We start from the raw sequence: 23666 nt of genomic DNA on the forward strand, positions 1-23666 counted from the left end.
TCCTGTTTAGCTTCTGCAGGTGCTATCTTTTAAAGCTAATTTTCGTCCTTAAATATGATAACCAGCGAAAGGATTATTCCTCCCAAAGCGGCTAACAGAAAGAATATCATGGCGAGCCCGGGATAACCGAAAATCACGAAATCCGAGGGGACCCGCATCAGTATGGCTGCGCCTAAAATCATAGCGGCAATAATTAAACCCAGCGCTATTCTGTTGGCTACTTTTTGGAAGCCATCCGTAATGCGTTTTTCATCGACCGCTTCTATTTTTACTTTAAAATTATTATTGGCAAAATGTCTGGAAATTTCATTCAGGCGCCGGGGCATATCTTTGGCCAACCGCTTTCCTTCTATAAATAGTGAAATAAGATTTTCCAGTTTGGTTTCCTCTTTTATGCTATTCCTGATGATTTTAAAAAGGTTCTCTTTAATGGCTTTCCGGACATCGAAGGAAGGATGTAATGTGGTGATTATTTGTTCCAGATTAAGCAGTACTTTCCCTAAAATATTAATATCGACAGGTAATTTCACATAATGTTCTGCCGCTATGCGGTTTAATTGAATAAGCAACCTGCCTGTTTCCATTTCTCCCGAGGTATTCAGCTGCTGGTTTACGACCAGGTATATGATTTTCTTCTTAAAGTTGAGAATATCACTTTCCTGCTGTGTTTCACTGATGGTAAGTAAGATCTCTGCCGTACCCTGCGCATTTTTATTGGTTAATGCCAGGAGTAATTGTATGAGATATTCCTGCATGTTTTTAGAAAACCTTGCCACCATTCCCAGGTCGATCAGTGCTATTTTATGATTGGTCGTATAATGGACATTTCCGGGATGAGGATCGGCGTGTACAAAACCGTCTTTCAGTATTTGTTGCAGGTAGGCATTTACAAGTTTACGGGCCAGATCTTCCGGATCGGACTTCATGGCGGCCACAGGGACATCGGTGATTTTTTTCCCTTCGATAAACTGCATGGTGAGTACCCGTAGCGAAGAATAGTTGGTGAAGGGAAGGGGGACGATCAATTCTTCGTATTCGGCTAAGTTATGGTGGAGTGCAATGAGGTTTCTGGCCTCCAGTTCATAGTTCAGTTCCTGCAGTAATACTTGCCTGAGTTCATCCAGTATATCACCAAAAGCATATTTTCTTGCTACTTCGGTATGCTTTACTGCCAGGGCAATTACTTTTTCCAGCGTCTGAATGTCTTCTGCAAATTTTTGTTTTATCCCGGGACGTTGGATTTTTACGGCAACTTCTTCACCGGAAAACAGGACAGCCTTGTGGACCTGCCCGATAGATGCACAGGCCAAGGGATCTTTTTCGAAACTTTTGAAGGCTTTATCCAGGCCGGTGTGTAATTCATTTTCTATTGTCCTTTTTACATCACTGAAACTGATTGCGGAAACTTTGTCCTGCAGATCCGTCAGGGCATGTAGATAGGCATCAGGAAGCAAATCGGGTCTGGTAGATAACAACTGGCCTAACTTTACATAGGTAGGCCCCATTTTTTTTAAATCCTCCACCAATTCTTTGGGAGACTGATTGAAATTCCGGTTATTATCCTCAGTTGTTCTATCTTCAAAAGCTTTGGTGGTCGCCTGTTCAAATAACCCGCTATTCCAGTATTTAAGCATAAAGCTTATAAACTTCTGATAGCGTTGCATGTTATTTGGGAGTATGGACATAATATGGGACGATCTTACGTGATTGACATAAATGTTTTGAACGGTATTTTTTTCGTTATAAAAGCGAAAAAAGAATATTTATAATCCTTTTTCCGCTTAAAAAGTCTCAGAAATTCTGTATGGTTATTGCTTGTCTTCCACACCAAAAGAGATTTTGGCATTTACGCCGTAGGATGCAATTTTGTTGTTTTCCACTTTTGCCTTCATTTCCTTGATGTAAATAGATTTAATATTCTGGACGCTTTTGGCCGCTTCTTTTAAAGCATTTTCCGTCGCATCATCAAAACTTCTGTCTGAACTGGCAATAACTTCAATAACTTTGATAATCTTCATGATATTCATTTTAAAGGGTTATACAATTATTTAACTTGACTGAAATCTATGTCGACGATTTCTGGTAAAACCGAAGACATGATGTTAGGGTGGGGGTATTTCATTTATAATTACGAGATTTAAAATTTGTTATATGAAGAAAAATCCCTTGGTTCCGTGGTAATCAATTCTTCTTCCAGTTGTTTCTTAAAATAGTCATACGTTTTTTTAAGGCCTTCTGCCCGTGTGGTTAAGGGGAACCAATGGAGTAATTCGGTAGCCTTTAAAATGTCGGGTTTTCTCCTGGAGGGGTCTCCTTTCGGCATGGGTTTGGTAACTACTTCACATTTATGTTGTGCTAAAAATGCTATTTCCTCAGCGAGTTGCCGTATGGTAATTTCTTCCGGATTTCCCATGTTCACCGGGTATATGTAATCACTCATCAACAGTTTGTATATTCCCTCAACCTGGTCGTCTATGTAGCAGAAAGACCGTGTCTGCATGCCGTCACCATACAATGAAAATTTCTCCTTTTTCAATGCCTGAGCTATAAAGGCCGGAATTACCCGCCCGTCGTTTATACGCATACGGGGACCGTAGGTATTGAAAATGCGCACAATTCTGGTGTCCACATTATGAAATCTGTGATAAGCCATTGTAATGGATTCCATAAAACGTTTTGCCTCATCATAAACTCCCCTGGGGCCCAGAGTATCCACATTTCCGTGATATTCTTCTGTTTGCGGGTGGACCAGCGGATCTCCGTATATTTCGGAAGTCGAGGCCACGAGGATCCGCGCTCCTTTTTCCTTTGCCAAACCCAGAAGGTTATAAGTTCCTATCGATCCTACTTTTAATGTCTGTATAGGTATTTTCAGATAATCTATAGGGCTTGCCGGAGAAGCAAAATGTAATATGTATTTTATCGGCCCTTTTATGTGGATAAAAGAGGTGATGTCGTGATGATAAAATTCAAAATTCGGTAATTTGAACAAGTGCTGGATATTTTTTAAACTACCGGTTATAAGATTATCCACACCAACGACCCGATATCCTTTTTCAATGAATTTATCACATAGGTGAGAACCGATGAATCCTGCCGCACCTGTTATTAATACCCGGTCTTCCATAATATTTGATTTATTTGTTATTTCCTTTTTCTATAAATTTAAAAAAGCGGCTTTTCTCACCTGCTGCGGTTTCTTCCTGAAATAAAAACTCAAGATCGTTATCTTCGAATATTTCAAAAAAATCATCCCATGATATGGGCTCCAATTTGTCGTCCTGATCTGAAAATTTTATTCTTAGCAGTCCATCCGGGCCATCCGTATTGCCTGTGCCTTCGACAATTGCCGGTTTACCGTTTCTCTCTTCTGTCCATCGCTTGATTATGCGATGGTCCGTAGTTGTATTTGCCTGTGACTTTTCCATTTTTACTGATTTTTGGGTTTAATATTTATTGGTTTTTTTCTTTACTTCCTTCTGCCATTTTTCCCCGATAGCAGAGAGGTATTCCGAATGATTCCAGGTGTCCGTACTGGCTATGGCGTCTTCACTTTTCATGGCTATATAGGTTTCTTCTTCGGGCATTGTCGCCGTTATTACAAACCCGCAGCTATGGAGCATGGCCCTGATCCCGGAATGGTTGGGAACCCACCAATTGGTAGGGTCTCCGGCCAGTTTGTGTTCGATGAAAGACAGCGAAGGCCAGTTCGGGGCCCTGATGATCTCTCTTTCATCCAGATTCACATCTTTCGGCATACTGATTTCTTTTTTTCCGGGGACGGTAAGTGTTTGTAAAACCATCATTTTCAGGGTCTTCTGAGATAAAATGTCCAGGGCAAACATGGGGTAACGCAGATGGTAGAGTACTCCCATAAACCAGACCAGGTCATACTGTTCATCGGTACGGGCAATATCATATACCTGCATTTGCCTGAAGGTTATTTTTTCACTTAAACCAAATTGTTTTGCTACCCATTCCGCCTGTCTTAAATAGTGGGCGTCGAGGTCGATTGCTGTTACATTTGCCCCTCTCATGGCCAGTTTAACAGTATAGTACCCTGCATTGCAGCCTACATCCAGGACCTTCCAGCCCGTGAGGTTTTCGGGGATTATTTCTTTTATTTTTTCCCATTTAAACGACGGAAAATCTCCTAAAAAATGATTGGGAGCAGTTTGATTTCCGTTGGGCAGATGTATGTTGTGAAACCAAGGCCCAAGCTTTTTTATGTCGTTTTCCGTCGTCATGGGATATTACATTTTTGAAGGTTCATAAATTTCGTTTATATAACTTTCCAGTTCTTTAGCTCTTGTTTTGGCTGTATGGTGTTTCAAAACTTTACGACGGGCATTTGTTCCTATCTGTTTCCGTTCTTCTTCACCGATGCTTTCGAAATACTTTAATACATCGGAAGCCGCTTTTGCAATGAGGATTTCTTTGTCAATTTCAAATATGCTGTCGATACCTTTCCAGAAGTCAGAAATGATCGGAACGCCACAAGCGGCAGCTTCGAATAACCGCACACTGGGGGAGTAGCCCACCTTTATCATGGCTTCACGGGTGACATTCAAGGTGAATTTCTGGGCGTTGTAGAATTTCCTGTGTTTCGTCGGCGGTAAATGTTCTATCCGCTCTACGTTTTCCGACCACTTGAAGTCTTTGGGATATTGGGGGCCGACAACGACAAATTTTCCTTCGGGGAAAAATGCGGCGGGTTTGTTAAGGAGCCTGTGAATAGTAGGTTGCCTGTCTATACTATAGGTCCCCAAATATCCCATCTGCCATTTTATTTCTTCGTCTTTCGGAAAATAAATGTCGGGATCTACAGAACAGTATAAAGGCCTGGCTTTCGGGGAGTGATAGTGTTTTTCGATATACTCCAGAATTCCGCCACCTGAAAAAGAAAGATAAATATCATACTTGCGGATTAGTTCCGGATGAATATATTCGTAATCTCTTTTACCCAGTTTTGATATGGTTACGGGAGTGTCTATGTCATAAAAGGCTTTTATCCCTTTGGCTTTTTCCGTAACCCATTTACCCACATCAACGCCGTTGGAAACATAAGACCCTACGATAACGACATCGGCATTGACCACTTCGGATTCGTATCGCTCTTTTAATTCCCAGTTGTCTTTATACAGCCCCAGCTTACAGAATTCAGGGCGTGCCATATCGCGGTTACTGGCGTAATAGGGAACGTCCTTTTCAAGAAAAAGAATATCATGGCCCAGAGAAGAAAGTTCTCTCAGAAGTGCCCTGTAGGTAGTGGCATGTCCGTTTCCCCAGGAGGACGTAACGGATAATCCTATAATAACAAAATTCATATCTTTCTTTTTAACAGGTTATTTTTTCAGTTCAATGCACAATTTTTTTTGGAAATTACGGATTCCAGTAGTTGAGCCCTGTGCTGATAGGTGTGTTCATCCAGAACTCTCCTGTAAGCAGCTTCCCCGATTTTTTTTGCCATGGCTGGGGTGAGTGCCTTCAGGATATTTTCAACATCCTCCCCGTCTTTAGCTACAATGATTTCTTTGCCGGGTTCAAAGAACATTTCTATTCCTTCCCAGTAATCGGTTATAATACAAGCCGCCGCCCCTGCTGCTTCGAAAACACGTGTAGCAGGAGAGAAGCCGTATTTTGCCATGCTGTCACGGCTTATATTCAATACGGCAGTGGGCGTACTGTTGAATGCATTGTGATCTTTCGTATATATATGTCCCAGATAGCTGACATTTTCGGGCAGCGATTTGCTCTCCCAGCCACTTCCTCCGAGTAAAAATTTTAAATGAGGAAGGTTTAAAGCAGGCTGTATAAAAAACTCTTCTACACGCTTTTCGCGGTCCGGAAGCCTGTTTCCCAGAAAGGCCAGGCTGCCTTCGAACCTCGGCTCATGTTCCACTGTGTAATGTGTACTGATGTCCAGGGCATTGTATATGGGGATACATTGTCTGGCACCTCTTTTCGTATAAGCGTCAATTACCGGCTGTCCTCCGCCATAGGTAAGCACCAGGTCATATTGTGGGATTAATTCGAGAAAAGGGTCGTTCTTGTCCTTTTCTATCCGGTCCAGTGTAGCGGGTGCGTCTACATCCCAAAAAACAATGAGGTTATCATTTTCTTTCATCAAAGCGACCTCTTTTTCCAGGAAACTGTCAAAAATGCCTACCCCGCTTGCTTTGATAATTATATCGGCTTCCTCATGTGCTTTTCTGAGCAGGGCCCTTAAAGTTACCTTGTCCTGGGGGTATACGTAAACTTCACACCAATCCGGATCTTCAATATCCCTGTGTTTTTGACGGTCTATGATATCGGGTTCATAAAAAGTTACTTTATGCCCCATTTTGTGCAGGGCTTTTACGATGCCCCGGTAATATGTGGCAGCCCCGTTCCAATACGCAGAGACTATGCTGGATCCAAAAAAGGCTATATTCAATTTACTGTCTTCCATGGCTATTTTTATCTGTTAATATTTATTGTTTTTTAGCGGTCAGATAGAATGCCCTATAATCATATAGGTTGGTGTCCGAAAATTTGGTCATGGGCATTTCATATCAATTGATTTGGGTTAATATCTCTTCTAACTCATTAACTCGGTGGGCGCAGGTATGTTTTTCTATAATGGTTTCTCTTCCGTAATCGGATAAACTCTGTGCCAGTTGTGAACTTTTCAGGATCTCCGCTATCCTGTATCCCATAGTGTTACCATCTTTGGCCATAAGGTAATCCCTGCCCTGCGTAAAGAGGTTTTCGGAATCGTTCCATGGGGAGCAGACAAGGGGAATTCCGCAGGAGAGTGCTTCAAACGGCCTGATGGTAGGTATTCCCGGCAGCATTTCCACATACGGTCTCCGGGGGACATGTACGGTTACCTTGTATTTTGAAAAGACTTCCGGAACCCTGTAATTGGGTAGCCAGCCTCCGTATTCGATACCTGATTCGCGAAGTATTTTCTTGGCTTCTTCGGGATAACGCACTCCGTAGACTTTGGCTTTAATGCCTAATTCCTTTACGGGTTCGATCAAAAATTCCATCAGTTCTTCGGTGCGTTCGCCGTCTCCCCAGTTTCCTATCCAAACCAGGTCTCCTTCTTTTTTCTCCTCCCTGTTCGGTTTAAAGAAATCCGCGTCTGCGGCCTCATGCCATGTCCATACCTTATCGGTCCATTTTTTATCTTCATAGATCTGCCTGAGGACTTCCCCGAATACAAGTGCGCCGTCGTAGTTGCCGAGATCGTATTTCTGCATGCTATCTTCATCCGAGACTGAGCGGTGATGGGTATCGTGAAATAAAAGTTTAAATCCATATTGTTTTTTCTGGGCGCCTATTCGGGCAACCAGTTCCGGAGAATTCCATTCATGAACAATTACGACATCTGCATCTTTTAAGATGGCGGCATAATTCAATTTTTCCTCTGAGGAATAAAACAGCGGTTTCAATGAAGGGTAATGCAATTTAAGCTCCTCCATTTTTTCAATGCCGTAATCCTTGACGAGGTTTGTCAGGCTCCAGTTGTTCTCAGCTTCATAAACTTCTACCTCATGCTCTCTTTTTGTCAGTTCTTTTACTATACCTCTTAAAAAATGAGCATTACCGTGATTCCAGTCAGAATACAATGAATGATAAAACATTACGATTTTCATAGACTATGGCTTAATGAGTTAATACTGTTTTTTTATCTGATAAGAGTTGATAATACAGGTTTATATATTCATGTCCCATTTTTCGGGTATTGTATGTTTTTGCTCTTTGCCCGGAGGCTTCGGCAAGCTGTTTTCTATAGGTAGTGTTGTGAATAAGCGTTTTTACTGTTTTTTCCATTTCCTCCGGATCGTCGGCACTGAAGTAGGCGGCACTGTTTCCCCAAAGTTCACGGAGTGTGCTTATATCGCTCAAGGCGAGGGCACAACCGGCTGCTGCCGCTTCCAGGACGGCAAGCCCGAACGGTTCGTATTTGGCAGGATTGAGGTAAATACTTGCCCGCTGCATCCAGTCGGCCAGTTCGGCGGAAGAGAGCTTTCCGAGGATATTTACATTATCCAGTCGCGTTTCCGTGCCTGTGCCGGGATTTACGTTGTCTCCCGCAACATATATCGGCCAGGTAATTTTATCTGCCAGTCCGGAAAGGACTTTTAAGTTTTTGGCTTCGTCCCAGATCCTTCCCGTACATAGAATGAATGGTTCTTTTTTCGGTGTTTCCGGGAAACTTATGTCCCGGCCATTGTAGATGACCTTGGTCTTTGAGGTAATGTCATGTATTTCAGTTGCTTTTTCCAGGAGCGACCTGGTAGGGCTGATCACCACATCCGAAGCGTTTAAAGAGGTTTTAACCAGTTCTTTATAGGAGTCCCAGGCATGGGGAGCTGTTGTTCCTTTTACGGCCTGCCACCAGGTATGTACACAAGAGTGGTACACGGTAATAATGGGACAGTCCCAATAATGTACTATTTGCGCATAGTTGTTTAAGTGAACGATGTCTGGCCGTGCGGTCTGGAATATCGCCGTAATCCATTTGGTGACCTTTCTGATGTCTTCCCACGGGTTTTCCATCCATTCCAGTTTATAATCACTTTTATAAAAGACTACATTCCGTATATCGGAGGCCTCTTTTTCCTGTGTTTTTGTGGGATAGGCCCCCATAGATGCCAGATGTACCTGGATATCATACCTTTGCAGTTCCCTGCAAAGTTCCAGCGAATAGTTCCACACTCCGCCGAGTGTATCGGTTGTCATCAATATTTTGAATGTTCTATCTTCCATAAATCCTGTCTATTAGTTCGGCTACTTTTATGTATTCTCTGGCTGATTTATAATCATAACCTTTTCCCGCCTGTACGGCTTTAGCCCATATGATCCCTGCACGGCCGCTCCAGTCGTCGGGAGGGCTCACCAAAACTTCCGTTTGCGTACCGGCGTATTTTTCCGCTACGAAATCATAAAAAGATCCGTTGATGTTCCTAAAGGCCAGGCTGCCCTTTGTTCCGTAAAATGTGGCTTCGATTACGGCATCTTTTCCTGCGGAAATATTCCAGGAACATTCCAGGTTAATAATGGTGTTGTGCTCCGAAGTCATGGATACACTTGCAAAATCTTCTACCTGGTTTTCTGCGGAGTGCAGTTTTTTACCCTGATAATAAAGGTTACCGGTAATTTCTGTAATTTCCGGAAAACCGAGGTTCCACAATGCCAGGTCAATGAGGTGAATCCCCAGGTCCATGACACAACCGCCCCCGGACTGTTTTATATCGTAAAACCATGGCTTGTCAGGGCCATAGGCATTGTGAAAAGCCAGGTCGACGGCGTAAATATCCCCGATCTCATCATTTTTAATGAGTTTGTGGATGGCTTGAAGAGCACTTGTATACCGGTAAGATAAATCAACGGATAGCAGCTTATCTGCTTTTAATGAAGCTGCAACTATTTTTTTGACCTCTGCGGAAGTTCTTCCCAGGGGTTTCTGGCAGAATACGGCTTTCCCCGCCTCTAAGGCCTCGATACTCTGCCGGGCATGCATGGCGCTTGGCGTAGCAATGACAATTCCATCGATTTCCCGGCTGTTGTATATTTCATCGGTAGCATCCATTACTTTGGCATTTTTGGCGTAAACTAATGCCTGTTCTGCATTTTCAGGGACTGGTTCTGCAATTACACTGGCTTCGGAATGGGTGTTCTTTAACAGAACCTCCATTCTGTTTCTGCCAATCCAGCCCAACCCTAAAAAGCCGAGAGAAAGAGGTTTTTGTTCTGGTTTTGTTGATGAAAGTGCTGTAATCATGAGTGAAAAGAATATTATTAGTTGATAATCAAGGCTTTTATAAAACCATCGGGCCTTTGTACGAGGTTCTGATACGCTTTTTCCGTTTCCTCCAATGAAAATGTATGGGTGAACAGGGGAAAAGGATTCAGAGCGCCCGTCTGGACGGCTATAATGGCATTTTTAATGCCCTTGATATAGCGTTTGGGATTGCGCTCGTGGGCACTGATCATGTCAATCCCACGCCAGTTGAGTGTTTGCAGATCAATGTTTCGCATGCCGTCCTGGTGAAACCCTGCAATAATTAATTTTCCGCTAATACCGGTAAGTTGAATGGAGAGGTTAAGGGGCCATTCTTTTCCTGTGCACTCAATGACCCGTTCGCAAAATTTCCCGTCCGTCAGTTCCTTTATGTTTTCGATGACCCGGTAATGGTCATCCATTTCAACAAGGTGATCCGCCTCGTATAAACCGGCCGCATGTAAGGAGTATTTCCTTTTGGAAACGGCAATTACTTTTGCCCCCTGCGTTTTTGCCAGCTGAATGAGCAATAACCCTAAAAAACCGCATCCCACAACGGCTACCGTGTCGCCTTTTGTAATATTGCTCCTTGTAAAGATATTCAGGGCACATCCTATAGGTTCTCCCGGAAAGGGCTTATTATCCAGAAAATCGGGAAGTTTCACCAGCATATCGGGATGTGCTATATCGTGTGTAGCATGAGTATTGTACATCAAACCGGTAACCCTTTGTCTTTCCCGGAGGCTTTTCACATTTTTGCCGACCGCATCGATAACACCCCAGCCTTCGTGTCCGGGGTTCCCTGTTGAGAGCGGATAATCAAACCAGTCTCTTCCTTCCCATACGGGGATACTGGAAGCACATACTCCGGAGCCTTCCAGTTTTACCCTCACTTCATCATCTCCCGGTTCCGGAAGCGCAGATTCTTTTACAGACGCTTTTTTCGGGGCTTCCAGCGTAACGGACCTGTATATGTTCGTTTCGGAAGGCATGGGAGGCATTTCCTGTATTGTGTTACTTATTCTCATATCGCAATGGCTTTAATGGATGATGATTTGTCGATTTTAATGTGCCGGGTTTCACTTAACCATTGTAGCAGGGCTTGTATCCCCATATCTACCGAATATTCGGGAGACCAACCCGTAGCTTTTTTAAATTTTGAAGTATCGGATACATAGTAATACTGATCTCCTGTTCTCCATTCGGAAAAGGACATATTGATCTCTTTTCCGGTTTTTTCCTTTATGATTTTCAGGACTTCCCTCAGGCTAACACTGTTTTCGGGCCCTCCACCGATATTGTAAGCCTCTCCTTTAAGTGTTTCCATATTTTTTGCGGCAAGCGTGAATGCGTTTACCAGATCCTGGACATACAGAATATCCCGTACCTGCTTTCCGTCTCCATATATGGAAATGGGTTTTCCTTCCAAAGCACTGATCAGGAAATGTGCAACCCACCCCTGGTCTTCTGTGCCGAATTGATGAGGACCGTATATACAACTCATCCTGAAGACTATTGTTTTCAGTCCGTAGGAGCGCGCATAGTCGAGGATATACTGGTCGGCAGCTCCTTTTGAACAACCGTAAGGGCTATGAAAATTGAGAGGTGTTTCCTCGTCCATGCCATATTTTTTTACGTGTTTGTCATCAGGGACATACCGGGTAGGGGTGGAGACCATTTTCAGGCTTTTCAGATTTCCGTACACCTTATTGGTAGAAGTGAAAATGAGCGGAGGTTGATGAGGGGATTCTCTTATGGCTTCCAGCAAATTAAAAGTCCCCCTCAAATTGACCTGAAAATCCTGCAAAGGGTTTTGCACAGCATGTGTTACGGCGACCTGAGCGGAAAAGTGAAATACTTCATTTGCGGGTTCAACACATTTCTGAAGCAGTCTTTTTTCCCGTATATCCGCAATTTGTATTATGAGTTTCTCCTTGTATTTGTGTTTTAACCACTGTAAGTTCTGCTCTACCCCGTCCCGGTGAAGATTATCGTATATCATTACTTTCTTACCTTCCGAAAGCAGCCTGGAAGCCAGATTGGTACCTATAAAACCTGCACCTCCCGTTATTAAGCTGTAGTTTTCCGCAGTATCAGGTTCGTATGTTTTGGAAATATACGTGTGCGAAAAAATATTTTCCACACCTCCTTTTTCCAGCAACCTGTAAAGAAGTTTTTTGGTCCCGTCAATTTTTTTCAACCCGAAAAAGTATTCTCTTTCATCCAGATGGAATCCGCCCACCGTAGCATTCTTGGTAGCCAGGTCTTTCAGGCTATACCAGTAAACCCTGTCGGCTTCCGTACTGAGCACTTTTTTAAATTCTTCGTATTGTTTTACTTCGTCGTGCTGCCACGTGGAAAACCCTGCTTCCGAGATCCAGAGTTCCTTTTTGAGATCAAAGCGTTTGAGTACGTCCTTAACGTGTTTTATATTGATTTCCCAGCCGTCCCACTGCTGATCAAAAACATGGGGGAAGCCATGAATCCCTATGGCATCTATATTTCCCAGGGTTCCCTGTTCGGCCATCATCTGCAGCCAATTGGGGTCTATAGGACTCATTCCTCCCAGTAAGGTTTTTTTTCCTTTTTCCTTGGCCCAATAGGCAGCCATATCTATCATCCTGGAAAATTTATTCCATGAATAGTCCAGCGTATAGTCGTACTCTATTTTATTATTAGGCTCGTTCCAGAGTTCTACCCATTCAAAATACTGCCCGTATTCCGAGATCATAATGTCAATAAAATCGGCATAGGCTTTCAGGTATTTGGGAGGGGAGGAGGTTTTCGGGGTTTCGCCCAAAGAGGGGGGAGTATAGAGAAAACAAGGGAGGATCTCTACCTCCCGGCTTAATTCGGAAAACAGCCAGTCGAACCATTCTTTGGCCCCTTCGGTGTGCCAGTCAGCCCAGGAAATCCCTGTTCTGAGATGTGTTATTCCCAAAGTTTTCAGATCTTCTAAAGCACTTCTTACCTCTTCGTATTCTCCCGGTCTGAACCATTCGAGAATACCTAGTACGGGAGCTTGGGCTTTGTTATTTTTCGTTTTCATGTTATATACTTTTAAACTGTTAGTCCTCGGGTAGAAAGTTCATTGCTCGCTTTATGTGCATTGTCGATAGCGATCTGGTCTTTGAGCCATTCGGATAATTCGTATAAGCCCTCTTCAAAATTTATTTCGGGTTTAAATCCTAATATTTTTTCTGCTTTTGCTGTATCTGCATAGCAATGTCTGATGTCTCCCACACGATATTTACCGGTAATTTCCGGGGTAATATCTTTTTTCATGACCCTGGCAAGTTTATGTGCGATGTAGGCAATACTATACTGGTTTCCGCTCCCTATATTAAAAACCTCTCCGTTTGCTTCCGGTACTTCCATAGCCAGCCGGCAGGCGCGGGCTACATCTTTTACATGGATAAAATCCCTTTTTTGTTTCCCGTCTTCGAAAATGACGGGAGGGTTGTCGTTAAGCAACCTGGCTGCAAATATGGCCAGCACACCTGTGTAGGGGTTGGATAGTGCCTGCCGTGTACCGTACACATTGAAAAACCGTAAAGCGGTGGTGGGAATATTGTAGGCTTCGCCGGTAATTAAGCACAACCGTTCCTGGTCATATTTGGAGAGCGCATAGATCGAAGAGAGATTGGGCCTTTTCGTTTCCGGGGTGGGGACGGATTCTAATACTTCCCCGTTTTCGTACATTTCCCATTGATGCTTTTTGAGCGATGAAAACTTCCGCCGGCATTCCATTTTATATTCCCCTTCGGCATTTTTATAGAGGCCCTCCCCGTAAATGCTCATACTTGAAGCTACTATTAACTTTTCTACGGGGTGGTCTATCAGGGCCTCCAGCAGTGTTGCGGTCCCTATGTTGTTTACCTCCGTATAATCCCGGATTTCATACATGCTTTGTCCGACCCCTACCATGGCGGCAAAATGGAAAACGGCTTTTACTCCTTTCAAGGCCTCTGTAACCGCAGCCTTATCCCTGACATCCCCGATCTGCAACTCGGCTTCCGGATTGAGATAATCCGGTCTTTTTCCCGCTATTCCATGTACCTGTTCGGATAAGTTGTCCAGGATTCTCACCTGGTATCCTTTGCTTATTAATTCGTCTGTAAGGTGAGACCCGATAAAGCCGGCTCCTCCGGTAATCAAAATTTTATCTTTCATAATCTTGTATGTTAGTTTCCTTAATTAAAATGATTGTTCAATGGGGCGTATTATTATTTTATTAATGCCTGTGCTGTTTTTTTTATTAATACAGTAAAAAACATCATCGGCTATTTCTTCCGGGGATATTGTTCCCATTCCCATTTCTTCAACGGACCGGTGACCCCCTATACAGTTGGAGAAAAAATTTGTATCGGTAATCCCGGGGCTTATGACTGTGACCCTTATAAATGGAAGGGCCTCTAACCGTAAGGTCTCGGCGATCACCTCCAGCGCGGTTTTAGAAGCGGCATAAATACCACCGTAGGAGTGGGGTTGTCCGGCGGAAACAGAGGATATGAAAACGATATTCCCTTTTTTTCTTTCTATCATTTCGGGGGCGAAGACCCTTATAAAGTGCAGGGCACCCATGAGGTTCGTATCTATTATTTCCTGCCATTTGGCTGGATCGCCCTCGGTAAGTTTCTCCCGGATTCCACGTCCTGCGTTGACAATAACTGTCCCCGGAAAGCCAAACCTTTCTTTTATCCATTCACCCAATTCCCGGACCTCTTCTTTTTTTCGTACATCAGCTTTTTTAAAGTGGAAATTATTCTCTTCCTCTTCCTCTTCCGGCTCATGCCTGTCTGTGATAATGGAGCGATAACCCTCTTCGGCAAATTTTGTGGCAATTGCCTTTCCTATGCCACTGGCTCCTCCCGTTATCAATATATTTTTGTTGTAATTATCCATATCAGTCATAGTCCGGGGATTAAATACTTATTAATCTTTTTCGTTAACTTTTGAGATAATGCATGTTAATTTGTTAATCTTTATGCTAAGCTATCGGAAGTAGCAGATGTAGGTGAGTGCTTTCGAACAAAAAATTAACTCTATCCTATTATTTTACATATTTTTAACTACTTTTCATCACTTCAGTTTCTTCGCCCAGGTGGGGCCAATGAATAATAATGAGGTTGTATTTCATAATTTCAACTGCTTAACCCGGGCAAATGTTTTTCTTCTTCCGCAATCCAGGTATGCTTTTTCCCTTTCTTTACCACTGAGAAATATTTATGAAGAAAACCAAAGACGCTCCATTAGCCAGATAAAACGATGAAGATTGGTTGAGAGGCAGATCAGGTTTGGTTTACGGGAAAAAAACAAACTGTTTTTAAAATTATGCTTTTTAAAAAAGAGGTTAATGCATTCCGGAAGTCATCATTATAATGCAGTTGGTATGGGGGAGGTAATAAACGTTACCCGTTTATTTTATACGGGATAGGAATAGCGGGAAATATGCTTTCGGACCTTTTAGCGCGGCTTTGATTTCCGTAATTTTATCATACCGGATGATTACATTCTTTTTGCCATATTGCTATGGCGTCAGCACAACCTTTATACAATTATCTTTTTTCTTTTTGAAGATTTCATAGGCTTGGGGCGCATCTTCTAGTTTCATCCTGTGGGTAATTATAAAACCGGGATCTATAAGCCCTTCTTCTATTTTTTTCAGGAGCGGTTGCAGATAACGCTGTACGTGGGTTTGTCCCATCCTGAAGGTAAGGGCTTTGTTCATAGCCGCCCCGAAAGGTATTTCGTTAACCATTCCGATATAGACCCCGGGAATGGAAACCGTTCCCGCTTTCTTGCAGCCCATGATCATTTGTTGCAGTACATAAGGCCTGGACATGGGTAATTGCAGGATCTCTTTGGTTTTGTCTATGGCTTTTCCCACCATGGTATCTCCGTGGGCTTCCGCCCCTACGGCGTCAATGCAGCAATCGGGGCCTTTTCCGTTGGTCATTTCCATCAGTTCTTCATAAACATCATCACGATCTGTGGTATTTATGGTTTCTGCCAACGAATAGTTTTTTGCCAGGCTCAGACGTTCCGGTACGTTATCAATGGCTATGACACGCGCGGCCCCCAGCATCCATGCGCTTTGTATGGCCAATTGTCCTACGGGCCCGCATCCCCATACCGCAACAGTATCTCCCCGGTTAATATCCGCGTTTTCAGCAGCCATATAACCGGTGGGAAAAATATCGGATAAAAACAGGGACTGATCATCACTCAGGCTTTCCGGTACTTTTACAGGTCCTACATCTGCATAAGGCACCCTCACGTATTCTGCCTGTCCGCCATCAAAGCCTCCCAGCATATGGGAGTACCCGAATATTCCCGAAACGGAATGCCCCAGGTTTGCCCTGGCCATTTCCGGATTGGGATTGGAATTATCGCAAAGGGAATATAGCGTATCATTACAATATTCGCAATGTCCGCAGGCAATGGTAAAGGGTACGACTACCCGGTCCCCCGGCCTGAACTTCCGGACATTTTTCCCGGCAGCTACCACTTCGCCCATAAATTCGTGCCCCAGTATATCTCCTTTTTCCATTGTGGGTACCATACCGTCCAGGATATGAAGGTCAGACCCGCAAATAGCAGTAGAGGTCACTTTAAGAATAATATCGTTTGTATCTGTAATTGCAGGATCAGGAACATTGTCTATTCTTACGTCGTTCCTGCCATGCCATACCAATGCTTTCATAGTAATTTTTTTTAATAGTTATTTCAGGTAGAAAAGCCATTCGTTCTCATTTTTTGGCATGAGCCCGGTTTGACCTCTGGGATCTGATTTTCGGGTAGAAAATCTATATCACCGGTTGTCTTGGTACGTAGTAGAAACACCGGTCAAAGAAAAAATCTACCCTCTCTGTTGAGTTTATGGGTAGATTTATGGAAAAAATGAAAATTAATCGTTTCTCATTTTGTTTATGGCGGATTCTGCCATAGACGGATTGGCTTTCATTTGTTCTTTCTGGGCATAAGCATTGGGATGGGGTCTTCCCAAATTAGGTTTACGTCCCAGTGGCTTTGCTTTTTCGAAAGTGAACTCCCCTTTGCCATCAATAGATTTACCATCGCTCCATCTTCCTTTGGCTTTTGATTCCCCGTTAATATGAGTGGAAAGAAAATTATAATTATTGTATTGATTTTCTTTTTCCCGGGGAAAACTGTTCGGGATGGGATGGTTTCCTTCCAGGCCTCCTATTTCTTCCAGTACGGCCAGCCATTGGTTTTGATGCATTGTGTCCCTGGCAATCAGGAAAGCCAGCATGTCTTTCATTCCTTTATCATCCGTAGATTGCCATAATCTGGTAGCTAATGTTCTTCCGGCGGACTCTGCCGTTACATTGGCGTACATGTCAGCTGCGAGATTTCCGGTACCGATAACCCAGGAACCGTTAAAAGGTACCCCGCTGCTATCTACGGCCATTGCACACATACCACTGGATAAAATATGACGGGGATTGGCTCCTCCCATGATCTGTTCCATAAAGGGATCTTTTGCCACTTCATCTTTCAGATCGTTGGTAGCTCCTTCCAGGTTGAGAGCTACGGCAGTGGCCAATAACTCTATATGGGCCATCTCTTCTGTACCTGTTTCCAGTAACATATCCCGGTATTTCTCCGGCCCCCTTGCTCCGAATGCCTGGAAGAGGTATTGCAGGCACACTTTCATTTCCCCCTCAATACCGCCTATAGCCTGTTGTAACATTTTGGCAAACTGAGGATTGGGCTTATCGACTTTAACATCGTATTGTAACTTACCATCGTGATAAAACATAATTTTGATTTTAAATGATTAATAAATAAATCCGAAGAATATCCCGTTCAACTGCCTTGTTTTCATAAGGCCCTGTTCCTTTTACACGCTGTAATACCGGTAATATGCCAGGATACGGGACAAAAAGCGAACGGATGTAATGCACTGATTATCCTAAGGTTTCAAAGGATATCTTCTCTTTTTGGAGGTCATTAAACTTGCAATTATTTCACCTATCCCGAGAATTAAAAACGGGAGGTAAATTTCTTCGGAAAATCCGAAAACCCACGGAGAGACCGCCAGTAAAACCCCGGCTATAAGGTCAAGAGCCAAATGCATTTTTACCGTAATTAAATTAGCTACACTGAGTTCATAATCGGTTATCAAGCTATACATGATCGTACCTAAACCTAATATTACAGGAATCGTTGTGGCCGCACCCCGGGGAAAATTGGCTATAAAGGGCAGAATAATTAATAATATTCCCATTAGATAATCTATATAGCCGTGTGTTTTTGTTGTTATCATAATCTTTAATATTTAGTTAATCAAATGAATAATGTACAAGATGATTCTGCCTGTTTTTTTTGCTTGCATCTGGGGATAGGTTATTGAGTTACTGAGTTATTAGGTTATTTAGTCAATACGCAACAACTCCATGACCTAATAACTATGGCAATTTTTTGCCTTCCTAAACCTCCGGATTGCAAGTCCAGCGTTCTTACATACTATTTACTGTCAATGTCTGACAGTTATTATTTTCGGTATGTATGATGAAAGTATTGTAGAAAATCCACAGGAATTACTGCAAATGCACTAAATATTGACGCGATAAATATTTTACCCCCTGATCTTTTATCCGGTGGAAACGGGATAGATGATACATTGCTTATATGCGCAGATTTGTCCGGACGAAAAAATGAAGAAACGTCGCTCAAAAAAGAAAAAAGGTTGGTCTTTTTTGTTATTGAAGAAGATGCTGCTCCTGATTTAATTGATTATTGATACTATCCCTTAAAAAAATAGCTCGTATAATAAATTGTAAACCGAGTTTGAAAAAAGAAATATACATTAGTAATGAAATCGTTAAGTATTTTATAAATAAACGGAATTAAAAACTTTTAAAAACTTGGTATGATGAGAAATTCAGAATTATTGGCCTCTCTTTCCAATTGTATAAATCACTGTAATTATTGTGCAGATGCTTGCCTGGAGGAAGAGAATGTAAAAGAAATGATAGATTGTATACGAACAGACAGGGTATGTGCTTCGGTATGTGCTGCCACCGCAGATGTATTGGCAACTAATTACCCGGCAGAAGTGTTGGTGGGGTATTGCCAGGAAATTTGCGAAAGGTGTGCCGAAGAATGTAAAAGCCACGAAGCAGAGCATTGCCAGAAATGTGCGCGGGCCTGTGAAGAATGTGCCCGGGCGTGTGAAAAGTTTTTTGCATAGAAAATGATTTCTTTTTAATTTTTATGTTCATTGATAATTAATTGTTGGTTAATAGCCAGGTAGTGTAACAGTAGTAATTGAGGGTTACCGGATATAGTGTAGTTGGTTTGATAAATGAGCCGATAGGCTATAAGCATTGCCTGGCTTTTTTATTCGTAATTTTTACTTCTTTTATCCAGGTATTGGTTATCGGTTAAATCCAGCCGCATAGGAGTAATACTCGTGCTTCCCTGTCTGACGGCCCATCTGTCCGTGCCATTTTCCACATTTTCAATGGGGATAACAGTAAACCAATAATGCCTTCTGCCCATAGGATCTTTACTGGCTATTACTTTTCCGTCATATTGCCTTACGGATTGTTTTGTCCATATGATGTTTCCGTTCGGGTGCTGTGGGAAATTAATATTGAGCAGCTCTTGCTCGTTTAAATCGATAACTTCTTTTAATGCTGTACTGACAAAAGTCCCGAGCGATTGAAAGTCCGGTTCGTTTTCTCCCACGGATACACTGAGCGCAATACCACGCACATTAAATAATACTGCCTGGCGGGCGGCAGACAAGGTACCGGAATGCCATGCGGAATTCCCGAGATTGGCACCTATATTTATACCGGATAATACGAGATCGATATCTTCAAACAAATGGATACCAAGTGCAACACAATCCGCAGGAGTGCCCTGCACCCTGTATGCTTCGATCCCCTCAAAAGTAATAGGCGATTTTTTGTAGGTTATGGGCCTTCCGGAGGTAATGGCCTGCCCCATGGAGGATTGTTCTACATCCGGGGCCATGACAATCACTTTTCCGAAGGAAGAAGCTACCCGGGCCAGACAGTTCAATCCGGGGCTGTAAATACCATCGTCATTTGTAACTAGAATTTTCATGTTTTTCATGGTTTTTGAGTTTTCTCTGAAACTTTAATTTACGAAAAAAAACAGACTTATCTGCGCTTGCGGATAGGCTTTATCATAATATTATCAATATACCGGAAGTAGGAACAGGGGCTTTTTCATTTCATCCGTTAGGCCGGTATTAAAAATGTAAAAAATCCTCTGAAATGTGCGGCAGGTTGATTATCTTAACCATATAGATCGGAAATTTCCCGGATAACTTCAATTTTAATATGAAGTACTTATGCAGACACTACAGATCATACATAATCCGACTGCCGGAAAAGCAGATCACAGTAAAGCGTTTCTCGTAAACCTTGTTAAAGGGTTCTCGCCCAGGATTAATTATATATCTACCAAAGATGATGCCTGGAAAGCGTTTGAATTTGACGGAACTGACCTGGTTTTCCTGGCCGGGGGAGATGGAACGGTGCGTAAAGTATTTGAAAAAGCCCTGTTAAATAAGGAAAAGGGGAGTGAAAAGGTAACTTGTCCAGTTGTCCTTCTCCCGTTCGGAACAGCAAATAACATTGCCAGGACCTTAAATATTTTTACGGCCCCTTTAAAAATGATAGCTTATGGCGAAGGGGATGTAGAACGTTATAATTATGGTGATATCGAAGGTTTAAAAGAGAAGGATTTTTTTATTGAAAGTGCTGGGTTCGGCATTTTTCCCGAACTGCTTTCCATTATGAAGAACAGTAATATCTATTCGGATTCCCCCGGAAAAAAAATGGAGCTGGCCCTGGAACAGCTCATTTCTATCGTAAAGGACTTTAAACCGGAAAAGATCAAGATAAAAACGGGGGGAATAACGATCAAAGGTTCTTTCCTGTTGGCAGAACTTATGAAAATAAAACATATAGGGCCCAACGTGGAGCTGGCCCCTGAGGCATCCGTAAGTGATGAGTACTTTCACCTGGTACTGATCCCTGAGGAGAAAAGAAAAGCACTGGAAAGGTATTTGACAAACACACTGGAAAATAAGGAAGAACCCGGCAGTGTTTCCAATTTTGTGATGACCCTCCGGGTGAAAAGTGTGAAAATAAAATCCGGGAGTGCCGTGATGCATGTGGATGATGAACTGGTCAAAGATTACTCCGGCAAGTATATCCGTGCAGAAGTGAGAAAAGGAATTATCCCGTTCATTAAAAATGTCCGTTTTTCGTAAACCTTTCCCCCGGGAGAAACCAGGGATGTTCCATAGAAAAACACCCGGCAAATACCCCTGTAACGCAATAACTCCTCAACTTCCGAAAGCATTGGTTAACATGAATAATGGGTAAGAAAAAAGGCTCCCATCTTCATCCCGATGTCTATCGGGAGAAGAGGGGTGTCCCGCTTGCGGGACGGGGAGTTTGACCGGGCTCAGGCTCCGGAATTATCTCCAAACCTTTGTGTTTTTCCCATGGTTTGGGCTTTCAAACCCTCCGATCCCGATTAAAATCGGGACCACCTCCCTTCATCTGAAGGGAGGAGCTCTTTAAAATATTCAAAATAAACAGGTTGAGTACTTAAAATCCAAAGGCTTAAACATTATCCACGTTTGGTTAAACTAGTTCCGCCCCCGTTAATTTTCTACTTTACCGTCCATATATTCCTTTATCTCCTTGGGCATCTGGTTTTTTATGTGGTTTAACTGTTCTTTCGGAAGGTATCTTTGCAGGGAGTTCAGCGTATCCGATATAATCTGTTCCGTAGATTTTTTCCAGGGAAAGCTACGTTCTCCGTAATGGCTTTGAAGCGCTTTTACACTGGATTTCATTTCTTCCAGTGTAGTATACGTTAAGGGTGGTTTCTCCTTGTATTTCCATCCTTCCACATATATTCCCTTTAAAATCATGGGCAACGGGGCGATGATATCAAAAGATTCTCCCAGGTGTATCCTGTCCCGTATGGTATGCATTACCGCCCGCCAGATTTTGAGCACCCTTTTCTTTTCATCGGGATGTCCCAGTTCTTGTGCGAGTTGATCTATATATGTCTGGGCTTCCCGGGCGAAGGTTTCGAAATTTAAATCTGTCGTTATCATAATCCTGAATTTTACATGAATTGGTAATAGATACTTCAATTTAATCTATAAAACATTAATTACCAATAATATCTGTGCCTTTAACGATTAATTAATAGTGTGTTTTGCGATCGTGCGGTTAATATTTTTTTGAGCCAATAAAATATTCTTTTGAGGTGTGAAGAAATAAAATATTGGTACAAATTTGAGTGACGGGGTAAGGTATATGTTCCGGTGCCCGTACCGGGAATAACCCTGTTACAGACCACAGGACCGTGGTAAAAATGAAAAATTACAAATCGAAAAACATTTATTGTTATGGATACTTTTGATATACTTCAAATGCAGGATCACCGTACCTGGAAACCTCCTTCCGGGGACTGGAAATATTACCAGGAATGGAAAGATGTGATTTTTTTACATTGGGAAGTCGATGAATCGGAACTCAGAAGATTTGTTCCCGGGCAATTGACCATAGATACTTTTCAGGGGAAGGCCTGGATGTCGGTAGTGGCATTTAAAACGCAGGGGGTGAGAAGGAGGGGAGCTCCTCCTTTGCCATTGCTGTCCAATTTTTACGAGGTTAATATACGGACCTACGTTAAAAACTCTTATAAGGACGGGATCTATTTTCTGAACCTCGAAGCGAGTAAGTTTCTCTCGTCCGTATTAACCAGATTTATAACAGAGCTTCCGTATTACTATTCAACGATAGAAAGTACTGTGAATATGTTTAAATGTGTGAATTCCGAAAAACAGTCCCATTTACATATCCGGTATGAGACAGAGACATCACCTGTTCAGAAAACAGAACTGGACAGATGGTTAACGGAACGGTATGTTCTTTTTCAGGATGGTGTGGATGATATAGTAGAGTTTAATATCCATCATATCGAATGGCCTTTACAGAAGGTGAAAGTAGATACCCTGGCCCTCAGCTATCCTTCTTATAATTTCCTTTTAGAGGGTTTCCCGACGCGGGTCGGATATTCCCCGGGTGTGCAGGTATTGATATGGGAAAAATACAAATGGCATCTTTCCGGTCAGAATGCCCGGCCGTAGTATAGAAATTATCCCGGTTATTTATACAAAAAGAGAGTATCGGTGTTATGGCGGAAATCATATCTTTTTTTAAACAGCTTTTTGGTATCGGGATTGCAGATTCGTCTGTTTTTCAGGTTGTGACGAGGTCTTTTGTGATGTATATACTGGGCATTGTCATGGTGCGTATCGGGAAAAAAAGGTTTATAGGTAAAATGACGGCTTTTGATACGATACTTGCCGTGATGGTCGGTTCTTTGCTCAGCTGGGGTATTGTCGATGCAGACCTGTTTGTGGCTATAAACGTTGTCTCTGTCTTCTTAATTATACTTCATGCTCTTTTTTCCATGCTTGCCGCTACTTCGGATAAATTCGATCGCATGATTAACGGGAAGGAAAGAATAGTAATACGGAACGGGGTGATTATCCGGAAAGCATTGCGTAAAAGTAACCTCAGTGAAAAAGACCTGATGCAGGCGCTGAGATTGAATGCACATACCACGGATGTCAGCAAGGTGAAGATAGCGAGACTGGAACGCAACGGGGATATAAGCATCCTCATGAAAGAAGAAGCGGGATAAGGCTCTAACGACCCGGCAAACGCCAGGAATATGCGTTTCACTGCTCCGGTTACCTTAAATGCCGGAATAAGGCAGGACCGGTTGACCTCAAATGAAATAATTCTAAGCCCCATGTATCCTTAAAAACGGGAAATCGCCTGAGCTTGTG

At 42.7% G+C, this 23666-nt stretch carries 23 protein-coding genes; 4 read left to right on the top strand and 19 right to left on the bottom strand.

Annotation, left to right across the window (positions count from 1 at the left end):
- Positions 1-35: 35 nt before the first annotated feature.
- The 17 genes from ED312_RS10480 to ED312_RS10560 form a co-directional block, all read right to left on the bottom strand.
- Positions 36-1685 carry an AarF/UbiB family protein gene (locus ED312_RS10480; RefSeq protein ID WP_123215962.1) on the bottom strand — a complete coding sequence of 550 codons (1650 nt, stop codon included), beginning with the start codon at positions 1683-1685 and terminating at the stop codon, positions 36-38.
- A gap of 123 nt (positions 1686-1808) precedes the next feature.
- The gene (locus ED312_RS10485) at positions 1809-2018 is read right to left on the bottom strand and encodes a dodecin family protein (protein WP_123215963.1); all 210 of its coding nucleotides are present in this window, start codon (positions 2016-2018) and stop codon (positions 1809-1811) included.
- Positions 2019-2137: 119 nt separating this feature from the next.
- Entirely contained in the window at positions 2138-3127 is a 990-nt protein-coding gene (locus tag ED312_RS10490) for a UDP-glucuronic acid decarboxylase family protein (RefSeq protein WP_123215964.1), read from the bottom strand.
- A 10-nt stretch (positions 3128-3137) separates the two neighbouring features.
- On the bottom strand, positions 3138-3428 hold the full coding sequence (locus ED312_RS10495; RefSeq protein WP_123215965.1) for a hypothetical protein: 291 nt from the start codon (positions 3426-3428) through the stop codon (positions 3138-3140).
- An 18-nt stretch (positions 3429-3446) separates the two neighbouring features.
- Positions 3447-4247, bottom strand: a complete 801-nt coding sequence (locus tag ED312_RS10500) for a TIGR04290 family methyltransferase (protein WP_123215966.1) — start codon at positions 4245-4247, stop codon at positions 3447-3449.
- 6 nt (positions 4248-4253) lie between these two features.
- Positions 4254-5327, bottom strand: a complete 1074-nt coding sequence (locus ED312_RS10505) for a CgeB family protein (protein WP_123215967.1) — start codon at positions 5325-5327, stop codon at positions 4254-4256.
- Positions 5328-5353: 26 nt separating this feature from the next.
- Entirely contained in the window at positions 5354-6451 is a 1098-nt protein-coding gene (locus ED312_RS10510; protein WP_123215968.1) for a CgeB family protein, read from the bottom strand.
- Between the two features lie 103 nt (positions 6452-6554).
- Positions 6555-7643 carry a CgeB family protein gene (locus ED312_RS10515; RefSeq protein WP_123215969.1) on the bottom strand — a complete coding sequence of 363 codons (1089 nt, stop codon included), beginning with the start codon at positions 7641-7643 and terminating at the stop codon, positions 6555-6557.
- Positions 7644-7653: 10 nt separating this feature from the next.
- Positions 7654-8760 (bottom strand): glycosyltransferase, encoded by a 1107-nt coding sequence (locus ED312_RS10520; protein WP_123215970.1) that lies wholly within the window; start codon positions 8758-8760, stop codon positions 7654-7656.
- A complete protein-coding gene (locus ED312_RS10525) occupies positions 8750-9775 on the bottom strand; it encodes a Gfo/Idh/MocA family protein (protein ID WP_123215971.1) in 1026 nt (341 codons plus the stop codon). The genes ED312_RS10520 and ED312_RS10525 overlap by 11 nt, the downstream gene beginning before the upstream one ends.
- Before the next feature lie 17 nt (positions 9776-9792).
- Positions 9793-10803 carry an MDR/zinc-dependent alcohol dehydrogenase-like family protein gene (locus ED312_RS10530; protein ID WP_206363246.1) on the bottom strand — a complete coding sequence of 337 codons (1011 nt, stop codon included), beginning with the start codon at positions 10801-10803 and terminating at the stop codon, positions 9793-9795.
- Complete coding sequence (locus ED312_RS10535) at positions 10800-12824, bottom strand: GDP-mannose 4,6-dehydratase (RefSeq protein ID WP_123215972.1); 2025 nt, start codon at positions 12822-12824, stop codon at positions 10800-10802. Before ED312_RS10535 ends, ED312_RS10530 begins: the two co-directional genes overlap by 4 nt.
- A gap of 11 nt (positions 12825-12835) precedes the next feature.
- Complete coding sequence (locus tag ED312_RS10540; RefSeq protein ID WP_123215973.1) at positions 12836-13948, bottom strand: NAD-dependent epimerase/dehydratase family protein; 1113 nt, start codon at positions 13946-13948, stop codon at positions 12836-12838.
- A gap of 24 nt (positions 13949-13972) precedes the next feature.
- Entirely contained in the window at positions 13973-14689 is a 717-nt protein-coding gene (locus tag ED312_RS10545) for an SDR family oxidoreductase (RefSeq protein WP_123215974.1), read from the bottom strand.
- Positions 14690-15305: 616 nt separating this feature from the next.
- Positions 15306-16481: a zinc-dependent alcohol dehydrogenase gene (locus tag ED312_RS10550; protein WP_123215975.1), complete on the bottom strand. Its 1176-nt coding sequence runs from the start codon at positions 16479-16481 to the stop codon at positions 15306-15308.
- A 204-nt stretch (positions 16482-16685) separates the two neighbouring features.
- Positions 16686-17561 carry a manganese catalase family protein gene (locus ED312_RS10555; RefSeq protein WP_123215976.1) on the bottom strand — a complete coding sequence of 292 codons (876 nt, stop codon included), beginning with the start codon at positions 17559-17561 and terminating at the stop codon, positions 16686-16688.
- Positions 17562-17714: 153 nt separating this feature from the next.
- On the bottom strand, positions 17715-18068 hold the full coding sequence (locus ED312_RS10560; protein ID WP_123215977.1) for an SPW repeat domain-containing protein: 354 nt from the start codon (positions 18066-18068) through the stop codon (positions 17715-17717).
- A 606-nt stretch (positions 18069-18674) separates the two neighbouring features.
- Here ED312_RS10560 and ED312_RS10565 point away from each other — a divergent pair.
- Positions 18675-18995: a four-helix bundle copper-binding protein gene (locus ED312_RS10565; RefSeq protein WP_317125674.1), complete on the top strand. Its 321-nt coding sequence runs from the start codon at positions 18675-18677 to the stop codon at positions 18993-18995.
- Positions 18996-19144: 149 nt separating this feature from the next.
- Here ED312_RS10565 and surE read toward each other — a convergent pair whose 3' ends face one another.
- On the bottom strand, positions 19145-19879 hold the full coding sequence (gene surE, locus ED312_RS10570) for a 5'/3'-nucleotidase SurE (protein WP_123216008.1): 735 nt from the start codon (positions 19877-19879) through the stop codon (positions 19145-19147).
- Positions 19880-20129: 250 nt separating this feature from the next.
- Here surE and ED312_RS10575 point away from each other — a divergent pair, with 250 nt between their 5' ends.
- Positions 20130-21056, top strand: a complete 927-nt coding sequence (locus ED312_RS10575) for a diacylglycerol/lipid kinase family protein (protein ID WP_123215979.1) — start codon at positions 20130-20132, stop codon at positions 21054-21056.
- Between the two features lie 399 nt (positions 21057-21455).
- On the opposite strand, the gene ED312_RS10580 is transcribed toward ED312_RS10575, so the two are convergent.
- The gene (locus tag ED312_RS10580) at positions 21456-21917 is read right to left on the bottom strand and encodes a DUF2267 domain-containing protein (RefSeq protein ID WP_123215980.1); all 462 of its coding nucleotides are present in this window, start codon (positions 21915-21917) and stop codon (positions 21456-21458) included.
- Between the two features lie 297 nt (positions 21918-22214).
- On the opposite strand from ED312_RS10580, the gene ED312_RS10585 reads away from it, so the two are divergent.
- Together ED312_RS10585 and ED312_RS10590 are read left to right on the top strand one after the other, a co-directional pair.
- Positions 22215-22958: a YqjF family protein gene (locus ED312_RS10585; protein WP_123215981.1), complete on the top strand. Its 744-nt coding sequence runs from the start codon at positions 22215-22217 to the stop codon at positions 22956-22958.
- 47 nt (positions 22959-23005) lie between these two features.
- Positions 23006-23518 carry a DUF421 domain-containing protein gene (locus ED312_RS10590; protein WP_123215982.1) on the top strand — a complete coding sequence of 171 codons (513 nt, stop codon included), beginning with the start codon at positions 23006-23008 and terminating at the stop codon, positions 23516-23518.
- Positions 23519-23666: the final 148 nt, after the last annotated feature.

The organism is Sinomicrobium pectinilyticum (assembly GCF_003725735.1).
Classification (GTDB): Bacteria; Bacteroidota; Bacteroidia; order Flavobacteriales; family Flavobacteriaceae; genus Sinomicrobium; species Sinomicrobium pectinilyticum.

What these genes read in the sequence shown, in the direction of transcription:
- ED312_RS10480 (WP_123215962.1), bottom strand. Translation starts at nt 1,685, where the DNA reads ATGTCCATACTCCCAAATAACATGCAACGCTATCAGAAGTTTATAAGC.
- ED312_RS10485 (WP_123215963.1), bottom strand. Translation starts at nt 2,018, where the DNA reads ATGAAGATTATCAAAGTTATTGAAGTTATTGCCAGTTCAGACAGAAGT.
- ED312_RS10490 (WP_123215964.1), bottom strand. Translation starts at nt 3,127, where the DNA reads ATGGAAGACCGGGTATTAATAACAGGTGCGGCAGGATTCATCGGTTCT.
- ED312_RS10495 (WP_123215965.1), bottom strand. Translation starts at nt 3,428, where the DNA reads ATGGAAAAGTCACAGGCAAATACAACTACGGACCATCGCATAATCAAG.
- ED312_RS10500 (WP_123215966.1), bottom strand. Translation starts at nt 4,247, where the DNA reads ATGACGACGGAAAACGACATAAAAAAGCTTGGGCCTTGGTTTCACAAC.
- ED312_RS10505 (WP_123215967.1), bottom strand. Translation starts at nt 5,327, where the DNA reads ATGAATTTTGTTATTATAGGATTATCCGTTACGTCCTCCTGGGGAAAC.
- ED312_RS10510 (WP_123215968.1), bottom strand. Translation starts at nt 6,451, where the DNA reads ATGGAAGACAGTAAATTGAATATAGCCTTTTTTGGATCCAGCATAGTC.
- ED312_RS10515 (WP_123215969.1), bottom strand. Translation starts at nt 7,643, where the DNA reads ATGAAAATCGTAATGTTTTATCATTCATTGTATTCTGACTGGAATCAC.
- ED312_RS10520 (WP_123215970.1), bottom strand. Translation starts at nt 8,760, where the DNA reads ATGGAAGATAGAACATTCAAAATATTGATGACAACCGATACACTCGGC.
- ED312_RS10525 (WP_123215971.1), bottom strand. Translation starts at nt 9,775, where the DNA reads ATGATTACAGCACTTTCATCAACAAAACCAGAACAAAAACCTCTTTCT.
- ED312_RS10530 (WP_206363246.1), bottom strand. Translation starts at nt 10,803, where the DNA reads ATGAGAATAAGTAACACAATACAGGAAATGCCTCCCATGCCTTCCGAA.
- ED312_RS10535 (WP_123215972.1), bottom strand. Translation starts at nt 12,824, where the DNA reads ATGAAAACGAAAAATAACAAAGCCCAAGCTCCCGTACTAGGTATTCTC.
- ED312_RS10540 (WP_123215973.1), bottom strand. Translation starts at nt 13,948, where the DNA reads ATGAAAGATAAAATTTTGATTACCGGAGGAGCCGGCTTTATCGGGTCT.
- ED312_RS10545 (WP_123215974.1), bottom strand. Translation starts at nt 14,689, where the DNA reads ATGACTGATATGGATAATTACAACAAAAATATATTGATAACGGGAGGA.
- ED312_RS10550 (WP_123215975.1), bottom strand. Translation starts at nt 16,481, where the DNA reads ATGAAAGCATTGGTATGGCATGGCAGGAACGACGTAAGAATAGACAAT.
- ED312_RS10555 (WP_123215976.1), bottom strand. Translation starts at nt 17,561, where the DNA reads ATGTTTTATCACGATGGTAAGTTACAATACGATGTTAAAGTCGATAAG.
- ED312_RS10560 (WP_123215977.1), bottom strand. Translation starts at nt 18,068, where the DNA reads ATGATAACAACAAAAACACACGGCTATATAGATTATCTAATGGGAATA.
- ED312_RS10565 (WP_317125674.1), top strand. Translation starts at nt 18,675, where the DNA reads ATGATGAGAAATTCAGAATTATTGGCCTCTCTTTCCAATTGTATAAAT.
- surE (WP_123216008.1), bottom strand. Translation starts at nt 19,879, where the DNA reads ATGAAAATTCTAGTTACAAATGACGATGGTATTTACAGCCCCGGATTG.
- ED312_RS10575 (WP_123215979.1), top strand. Translation starts at nt 20,130, where the DNA reads ATGCAGACACTACAGATCATACATAATCCGACTGCCGGAAAAGCAGAT.
- ED312_RS10580 (WP_123215980.1), bottom strand. Translation starts at nt 21,917, where the DNA reads ATGATAACGACAGATTTAAATTTCGAAACCTTCGCCCGGGAAGCCCAG.
- ED312_RS10585 (WP_123215981.1), top strand. Translation starts at nt 22,215, where the DNA reads ATGGATACTTTTGATATACTTCAAATGCAGGATCACCGTACCTGGAAA.
- ED312_RS10590 (WP_123215982.1), top strand. Translation starts at nt 23,006, where the DNA reads ATGGCGGAAATCATATCTTTTTTTAAACAGCTTTTTGGTATCGGGATT.